Origin of the sequence: Burkholderia sp. LMG 13014 (assembly GCF_905232215.1) — a bacterium.
In the GTDB taxonomy this organism is placed as follows: Bacteria; Pseudomonadota; Gammaproteobacteria; order Burkholderiales; family Burkholderiaceae; genus Burkholderia.
In genome coordinates this window covers 1-7,306 of record NZ_CAJNKE010000292.1, presented here as the reverse complement: position 1 = coordinate 7,306, position 7,306 = coordinate 1, and the positions used below count along the sequence as shown (strand labels likewise).

General features: G+C 66.3%; 8 protein-coding genes and 1 pseudogene. 3 read left to right on the top strand and 6 right to left on the bottom strand.

Annotated elements, in window-relative coordinates:
* Positions 1-78: pseudogene (locus JYJ84_RS23590) on the bottom strand (sel1 repeat family protein); the annotation flags it as partial.
* Positions 79-81: 3 nt separating this feature from the next.
* Positions 82-2,325: a TonB-dependent siderophore receptor gene (locus JYJ84_RS23585; protein WP_175220196.1), complete on the bottom strand. Its 2,244-nt coding sequence runs from the start codon at positions 2,323-2,325 to the stop codon at positions 82-84.
* A 321-nt stretch (positions 2,326-2,646) separates the two neighbouring features.
* On the opposite strand from JYJ84_RS23585, the gene JYJ84_RS23580 reads away from it, so the two are divergent.
* Together JYJ84_RS23580 and JYJ84_RS23575 are read left to right on the top strand one after the other, a co-directional pair.
* The gene (locus JYJ84_RS23580) at positions 2,647-2,886 is read left to right on the top strand and encodes an Arc family DNA-binding protein (RefSeq protein WP_122947612.1); all 240 of its coding nucleotides are present in this window, start codon (positions 2,647-2,649) and stop codon (positions 2,884-2,886) included.
* Positions 2,883-3,302, top strand: coding sequence for a type II toxin-antitoxin system VapC family toxin (locus tag JYJ84_RS23575; RefSeq protein ID WP_175030948.1), 420 nt, complete (start codon positions 2,883-2,885; stop codon positions 3,300-3,302). The genes JYJ84_RS23580 and JYJ84_RS23575 overlap by 4 nt, the downstream gene beginning before the upstream one ends.
* A 114-nt stretch (positions 3,303-3,416) precedes the next feature.
* Here the strand turns inward: JYJ84_RS23575 and JYJ84_RS23570 are convergent, their stop codons facing one another.
* The gene (locus tag JYJ84_RS23570; RefSeq protein WP_122947610.1) at positions 3,417-4,712 is read right to left on the bottom strand and encodes an aspartate carbamoyltransferase; all 1,296 of its coding nucleotides are present in this window, start codon (positions 4,710-4,712) and stop codon (positions 3,417-3,419) included.
* Between the two features lie 233 nt (positions 4,713-4,945).
* Between JYJ84_RS23570 and JYJ84_RS23565 the strand changes: the two genes are divergently transcribed.
* Positions 4,946-5,080 (top strand): entericidin A/B family lipoprotein, encoded by a 135-nt coding sequence (locus JYJ84_RS23565; protein WP_009688930.1) that lies wholly within the window; start codon positions 4,946-4,948, stop codon positions 5,078-5,080.
* A 97-nt stretch (positions 5,081-5,177) separates the two neighbouring features.
* Here the strand turns inward: JYJ84_RS23565 and JYJ84_RS23560 are convergent, their stop codons facing one another.
* The 3 genes from JYJ84_RS23560 to JYJ84_RS23550 form a co-directional block, all read right to left on the bottom strand.
* The gene (locus JYJ84_RS23560; RefSeq protein ID WP_175220198.1) at positions 5,178-5,750 is read right to left on the bottom strand and encodes a permease; all 573 of its coding nucleotides are present in this window, start codon (positions 5,748-5,750) and stop codon (positions 5,178-5,180) included.
* 185 nt (positions 5,751-5,935) lie between these two features.
* Positions 5,936-6,895, bottom strand: coding sequence for a DMT family transporter (locus JYJ84_RS23555; RefSeq protein ID WP_175220200.1), 960 nt, complete (start codon positions 6,893-6,895; stop codon positions 5,936-5,938).
* 206 nt (positions 6,896-7,101) lie between these two features.
* A partial coding sequence (locus tag JYJ84_RS23550) for a helix-turn-helix domain-containing protein (protein WP_205189521.1) occupies positions 7,102-7,306 on the bottom strand: 205 nt, incomplete at its 5' end.

Here is a 7,306-nt window from a genome sequence, read left to right as displayed (position 1 = left end):
CTCGGGCGGCCCGGCCAGGATGTCGGCGAACTCGCGCGGCGATACCGACGCGAGCGCCTTCAGCGACACGGCCTCCATCGATCAGTAGCGCGCGTTCAGCGTGACGAACGCCGAGCGGCCCGGTGCGATCGACGCGTAGTGCGCCGGATACGCCTGGTCGAAGTAGGTGCGGTTGAACAGGTTGTTCACGTTCAGCTGCAGGTCGAGCTTCTTGTTGATCCGGTACTGCGCCATCGCATCGAAGCGCCAGTACGACGGCACCGCGTGCTGGTTCGCGGTATCGCCGAACACCTGCGACATGTAGAACGCGCCGCCGCCGACGGTGAACTTCGGCGTCACGTCGTAGTTCGACCACATCGTGAAGCTGTGCTTCGGCGTGTTCGGGAACTGGTTGCCGTTGCTCGCGGTGTCCTTGCCGTTGTCGCGCAGTTCGCTCTTCATGTACGTGTAGCCGCCGAACAGCTGCCACTGCTTCGTGATCTGGCCCGCGACGCCGAGTTCGAGACCCTGCACGCGCTTGTTGCCGACCATCGCGTACTGGTTGTTCGGCAGCGTCACGCGCGCGTTCGTCGTGTCGATCTGGAACAGCGCGGCAGTCAGCGCGAGCTTGTCGTTCAGCACGTTCCACTTCGTACCGAGCTCGATGCTGCGGTTCTTTTCCGGCGACAGCTGATCGGCGTTCGAGCCGACGCCGCCACGGCCCGGCGTGAGCGACTGCGTTTCGCTGCCTTCGCCGAGCAGCATGCCGGCCGGCGTCGACGACGTCGCGTACGACGCATAGATGCTGCCGTTCTGCGCCGGCTTGAACACGAGGCCGGCCTGCCAGTTCACGAGGGTGTCGTCACGCGTGGTGGTCTTGCCGCCGTTGGCCTTGGTGTCGGTGAAGCGGGTCGAATAGTCGTCGATGCGCACGCCGCCGTTGACCTGCCAACGCGGCGTGATTTCGATCGTGTCGAAGCCGTAGATCGACTTCGTCACGGTGCGGGCATGCGAGTAGTCGTTGTTGCGCGTGATCGAGCCGGCCCACGGGTCGTTGGGATTCGGCGACCACAGGCTCGTGCAGTTGTAGCCCGATGCCGCGCCGATGCCGTTCTGGCAGATCTTGCCGTTCGCGGTGGCGACGTTGTACGTGTCGCGCTTGCCCCATTCGCGCGACAGCTCGATGCCGGTCGTGAAGCTGTGCTTGAACGGGCCGGTGCGGAATTCGCCGAACAGCTCGGTCTGGTTCGCGATGCTGTTGATCGAGCTGTTGCGGGTGTTCGCGCGTCGCCAGACCTTGCCGTTGACCACGTTGCCCTGGCTGTCGTCGGGCTGCGTCCAGATGTAGTCCTGCGTCGATTCCGTGTAGCGCGTGGTGTTGCGGATCGTCAGCGACGACGTGATGTCGTGCTCGATCCTGAGCGTGCTGATGTCCGACGTCGTCTTGCGGAAGTCGCGGTCGATCAGGCCGTAGAAGTTGTGGCGGTCGACGGGCGCCGGGCCGTCGGTGGCGACGCCTTTCGGGAGGTTGAAGCCGTAGTAGTACGGGATGCCGCCGTCGGGCATGTCGTCCGTCGACAGGTGGTAATAGCTCGCGGTCACGCGCGTCGCCGTGCCGAGGCCGAATGCGATCGACGGCGCGACGCCCCAGCGCTCGTTGTTGACCGCGTCGCGGCCGGCGACGTCGTTGTTGTGGCTCATCAGGTTCAGGCGGAACGCGGCGTGATCGGCGAACTGCCAGTTGCCGTCGGCCGTGAAGCGGCGATAGCGGTCGGTACCGAGGCCCGCGCTCGCGGCGGCGGTGGTGCCGAGGTGCGGGGCCTTCGTGATCAGGTTGATGCTGCCACCCGCGCCGCCGCGGCCGCCGTACGCGCCGTCGGAACCCTTGGTGATCTCGATGCGCTCGGTGTTGAAGATCTCGCGCGTCGTGGCGCCCGTGTCGCGCATGCCGTCGACGAACATGCTGCCCTGCGTGTCATAGCCGCGGATGAACGGACGATCGCCGAGCGGGTTGCCGCCTTCGCCGGCGCCGAACGTGATGCCGGGCACGGTGCGCAGCGCTTCGGTCAGCGTCGACGCGCCGCTGTTCTGGATCAGTTCCTGCGGAATCACGGTGACGGATTTCGGCGTGTCGACGAGCGGCGCGGTGAATTTCGCGGAAGCGGAGAAGTCGGCCTTGTAGCTGTGCTCGGCCTTGCCCTGGACCTCGATCGGCGCGAGATGGCCTTCGGTGCTGGCCGGGGCGGGCGGCGGCGTGCCATCCGCCGCGAACGCGGGACTCGCGGCGAGCACGCTGCACAGGGTGGTGAATTTGCCGAGCTTCAGCTCGTCGGAACGTGACTTCATGGTGCGCTTCGACCTCGCGGTGTGGCCCCGGGGCGGTGCGCTGCGGAAATGTGCATGCCGCCGGGAATTATTACGATTTGTTTTCAGGCGGCATTCTATGTAATTTTTAGTTAAATGAGAAGCGTTCGTGTTCTCGTTTGTTGGGAAATTGTTAACAAATGTGGCGGGGTGGTTGCGGGGTGTGCGGAGTGGTGCCGATGGCCGATCGGCCAGGTGTGACGGGCTTGTCAGGCGGGTTAGAGTGGTTCTGTTGCGGATCACCCGCCATGACATCAAGGTGCTAATATGACAGCATTGAAAGCAAATGTGGTGAGGTGCATCATGCCTGTGATTACCGTTCGAAATTTGCCCGATGAAGTGCACCGCGCACTCCGAATTCGTGCGGCCCAGCATGGGCGTAGCACCGAAGCCGAGGTACGTGACATCCTTGAGCAGGCCGTTCTGCCGGGTGGCAGGCTGAAGCTCGGGACGCTGCTGGCGGAAATCGGACGGGAGGCGGGCGGCGTCGAATTCGACGTTCAGCGCGACAAGACGCTAACCGACCCGATGAGCTTCGAATGATTCTTGTTGATACGAACGTGATGTCCGAGCCGCTGCGGCGCGAGCCGAGTGCGGCCGTGATCGAATGGCTCGATGCCCAGAACGTCGAAACGTTGTTTCTGGCTGCGATCAGTCTCGGCGAAATGCGCTTCGGCGTGGCGGCACTGCCTGAAGGGCGCAGGCGTGACTGGCTGCATCAAAGCATCGAGCAGCGCGTGGTGCCGCTGTTTCGCGGCCGGATCCTGCCGTTCGACGATGCGGCGAGCAAAGCGTATGCGGGTATTCGAGCGCGTGCGCGTGCGTCAGGCAGCGCGATCGCACCAGCGGATGTCTTTATCGCCGCGACGGCCGAGGCGAACGGGTTGATCATTGCGACGCGCGACGTCGCGCCATTCGAGGCGGTCGGCCTGCGGGTGATCGATCCGTGGGCGTCCTAGGCGCCGATTGCTCACCTGTTCACCGCGTGCAAAAAATAAAGCGCGCCGGGCTGCCCGGCGCGCTTTCCGTTGAGCGCAGGGGCGCCGGACTGGCGCACTCCCCGCCGTTCCTTCTCAATCAACCCCGTGAAACACCGCATCCTCCGGCCCGAGATACGCCGGCGGGCGCCACGTCGCGTCGCGCATCGAATGCTGGACGAGGTTCTCGACGCCGAGCAGTATCGCGAAGATCGCCATCCGCACCGGAATGCCGTTGTCGGTCTGGCGGAAGATCGCGAGGCGCGGGTCGCGGTTCAGGTCGACCGACAGGTCGTTCGCGCCGGGCCGGCTGTCGCGCGGCAGCGGGTGCATGATCAGCGTATCGGGCTTGCACACCGTATCGACGAGCGCCTGGTTGATCTGGAAATCCGGCGTGTAGCCTTCGAACGACTCGTCGGTGAAGCGCTCCTTCTGGATCCGCGTCGCGTAGACGACGTCCGCGCCGCGCAGCCCGGCTGCCAGGTCGGTCGTCTGCTCGATCACATGGCCGTTCGTCGCGATCTGGTCGACGATGTAAGCCGGCATCTCGAGGGTCGGCGGCGACACGAGCGTGAACTTGAGCCCTCGGTACAGCGCGAGCAGCTTGACGAGCGAGTGCACGGTGCGGCCGTACTTGAGGTCGCCGACCAGCGCGATGTGCGCGCCGTCGACGATCTTGCCGAGCCGCGAGAATTCGCGCTGGATAGTATAGAGATCGAGCAGCGCCTGGCTCGGGTGCTCGCCGGGGCCGTCGCCGCCGTTGATCACGGGCAGGTTGGTCGCGCGGGCGAACTCGGCCACCGAGCCTTTCTCCGGGTGGCGGATCACGAGCGCGTCGACGTAGCCGGCCATCACGCGGCTCGTGTCGTAGATCGATTCGCCCTTGGCCATCGACGAAAACGTGAAGCCCGTCGTGTCGCACACCGAGCCGCCGAGCCGGCAGAAGGCGGCGCCGAACGACACGCGCGTACGCGTGCTGGCCTCGAAGAACAGGTTGCCGAGCACCGCGCCCTCCAGCACGCGCGAGATCTTGTGGCGGCGCGCGATCGGCTGCATCACGTCAGCCACGCGGAACAGCGCCTCGACCGAATCCCGCGAGAACTGGTCGACCGAGATCAATTGCGGCTTGCCTTCGAACAGGAACTGCTTCGAGAGCCCCTGTTTATCTACGCTTTGCGTATAGTCTCCGCCGTCCGGTGCCGAGCGCTCGACGATTTCCGACACGAAGCGCTCGACGATCTCGGGCATGCCGCGCGATTCCTGCGAGTCGTCAGGCAGCAGCCACGTGTCCAGCGCACGCCGGCTGACGCCGATGCGATTCGCGAACGCTTCGCGGGTCATGTTGAGGCGGCGCATCGCGTCGCGTAGGAAGGCTTGCTGGGGAACGGTCATCGGCGGCTCCTGACGGAAAATGTACGCGGTGCGTATATTAGTTTCTGGCGCGTTGAAGTCAAGGAAAATCTGCGCGACCCGGCTGGGTGGCCTGTGTGACCTGCCGCGGGTGCGTACTGGCGCGCGGCGGCCGTCTCCGTATAATCAGGTCAGGCCCCGTGCCCGGCATCTTGCCGGGCGCCACGCCACAAACGATTCGCCCGTCGGGCTTGATGATTCGAAGGAGAATGGGAATGACGCGTACGATTGCTGCAATGCTGCTGGTGGTGACCGCCGCGCTCGCCGGTTGCAACACGGTGGCCGGCATGGGGCAGGACATTTCGAAGGGCGGCCAGGCGATCAGCGATACGGCTGAAAAGGCCAAGTAAGCCGACCGGTTCAGGAATGCAGAAGACGCCGGGCCGTCCCGCTATCGCGGGGCGGCCCGGCGTTTTTTTTTGCGTCCGGCGTCCGATGCCGGTGGCGTCACGCGTGCTCGACGAACGCGTAACGGCCTTCGACCTTGCGCGGCGTGAACCCGCCGTAGTCGGGGAACAGCCGGTTGCGGACGAACCAGACATAACCCACTAGCAGGACCGTGACCACGAGGCTCGGCAGCGCGGTCGACGGACTGCGTCCGAGCTCGGCGATGGTCTTCGGCACCTGTACCAGCGACAACAGGATGAACGCGTGATAGGCGCCGACGCGATGCGTCGCGAAGCCCCAGATGAACAGCAGCGAGAGCAGCACGTTCAGCGCGAGCAACAGCATGACGAGGCCATTGCCGAGCGCGCCCGAGATGCCGAGGTCGCCGCCGGATGTGGCGACGCCGTAAGCGAACGTCAGACCGTTCGCGAGCTGGACGATGGCGAGCGCGACCAGGATCCGGACGTGCACCTTGTTCTTGCGGCAGCGTTCGGGATCGGGGCGCGACGCAATCAGGCCGGCGAGCACACGATCGTCGAGCCCTTGTCCGGACAGGTCGGCCAGGACGTCGGCCTTCCTCGTTCCAGCGGACATCAGCACCGCGATTCTTGTTTTGGCTTCCTTCCTGTTCATTGCGCGGCGGCGTGTCGTTCGATGGTCGTCAAAGGTCCCGGTCACGCGAATATTGCATCTCGCCGGGTGGCGCGCAACGGTTTTGCGGCGCGCGGACACATTCCTGCAATCACCTGCGGCAGTGCGGCAGGGCGTGCGACGAGGCCGAGCGATTTCCCATGTCTGGATGACGCGACGAACGCCGATCAATCGGTAGCGGTTGGTGCGGGGCGAGCTGGCCGTATCGGCTTCGCCGGCCGTGCGTCACGTGCCTGGGCGGGCGGTTCGCGCCGCCGCGTTGCGCCGACGACCATGCCCGCGACGACGAGCGCGATGCCCGCGACCCGCGTGCCGCTGAGCGTTTCGCCGAACAGCGCGACCGCGAACAGCACGGCCGAGACCGGCGCGACCGCCGTGAACAGCGCGGCCTCGGTGCCGCTCGTGCGCGCCGAACCCGCGTACCAGCACAGGTAGCCGAGCACGGTTGGCACCAGTGCGTAGTAGGCGATCGCCGACACGGCGCCGATGGTCCAGCCGGTCGCCACCGCGCGCCATTCGAACGCGGCCGGCACGAGTGCGAGCACGAAGCCCAGGCCCGACATCGCGGTGGACAGCGCCAGCGGCGGCAGGGGGGCGGCAAGCCGCCGGTTGAGCAGGATGAAGACGGCTTCGCACGCGACGGCGGCCAGCACCAGCGCATCGCCGGCAAGCGTGCGGAGCGACGGCAGCGCCTGACCGGGTGCGAACGTGACGAACAGCACGCCAGCCGTTGCGAGCGCGGCGGCCAGCCAGTCGCGCGGCGTCTGCCGCTCGCGTAGCACGATGGCCGCGATCAGCGTCGACATCGCGGGCAGCGTGCCGAGCATCACGCCCGCATCGAGCGGCGACGACAGCTTCGTGCCGCAGATCAGCAGCACCGTATAACCGACGCCGCCCGCGGCTGCCTGGATGACGAGCAGCACGGCGTCACGCGTGGAGATGCGTGGCCAGCGCATGCGCTGCGCGCGCATCAGCGCGAACAGCAGCGGTGTCGCGATCAGGAAGCGCAGCGCCGTGGCCGCGAACGGCGGCAGGCCGCTTGCCGCGAGACGGCTCGCGATGACGGTGCTGCCGACGCCCGCCATCGCGGCGGCGAGATAGAGATAGCCAATCAGTCGTGTCTTCATGCGCCGCATCGTCGCGCACGGCGGCAGCGTGCGTCTTGAACGAAATTGCAGCGCACGCGGGCGTGTCGAATAGGGCGCACGGGATTCGGCATGCCTGCGCCACGGGCATTGGCTGCCACTGCTGCGGTCATGTGGCCACTGCGGTCGCAGCGGCAGTGCCTTCGGCGGCGGCTTGCCTGGTGGCCTCGCGCGGGAGGACGGCGGCGTCAACCAGCCTGTGTGAACCGCCCGGGCGTGATCCCGAACTGGCGCGCGAACGCACGCGTCAGGTGGCTCTGATCGGCAAAGCCGGCTTCGGCCGCGGCGTCGGCAATCGGCAGGCCGCTGGCGAGCAGCGCGCGCGCCAGCCGCGCTCGCGACTGGATCAGGTACGCGTGCGGTGTGATACCGAGTTCGCGGGCAAACCCGCGC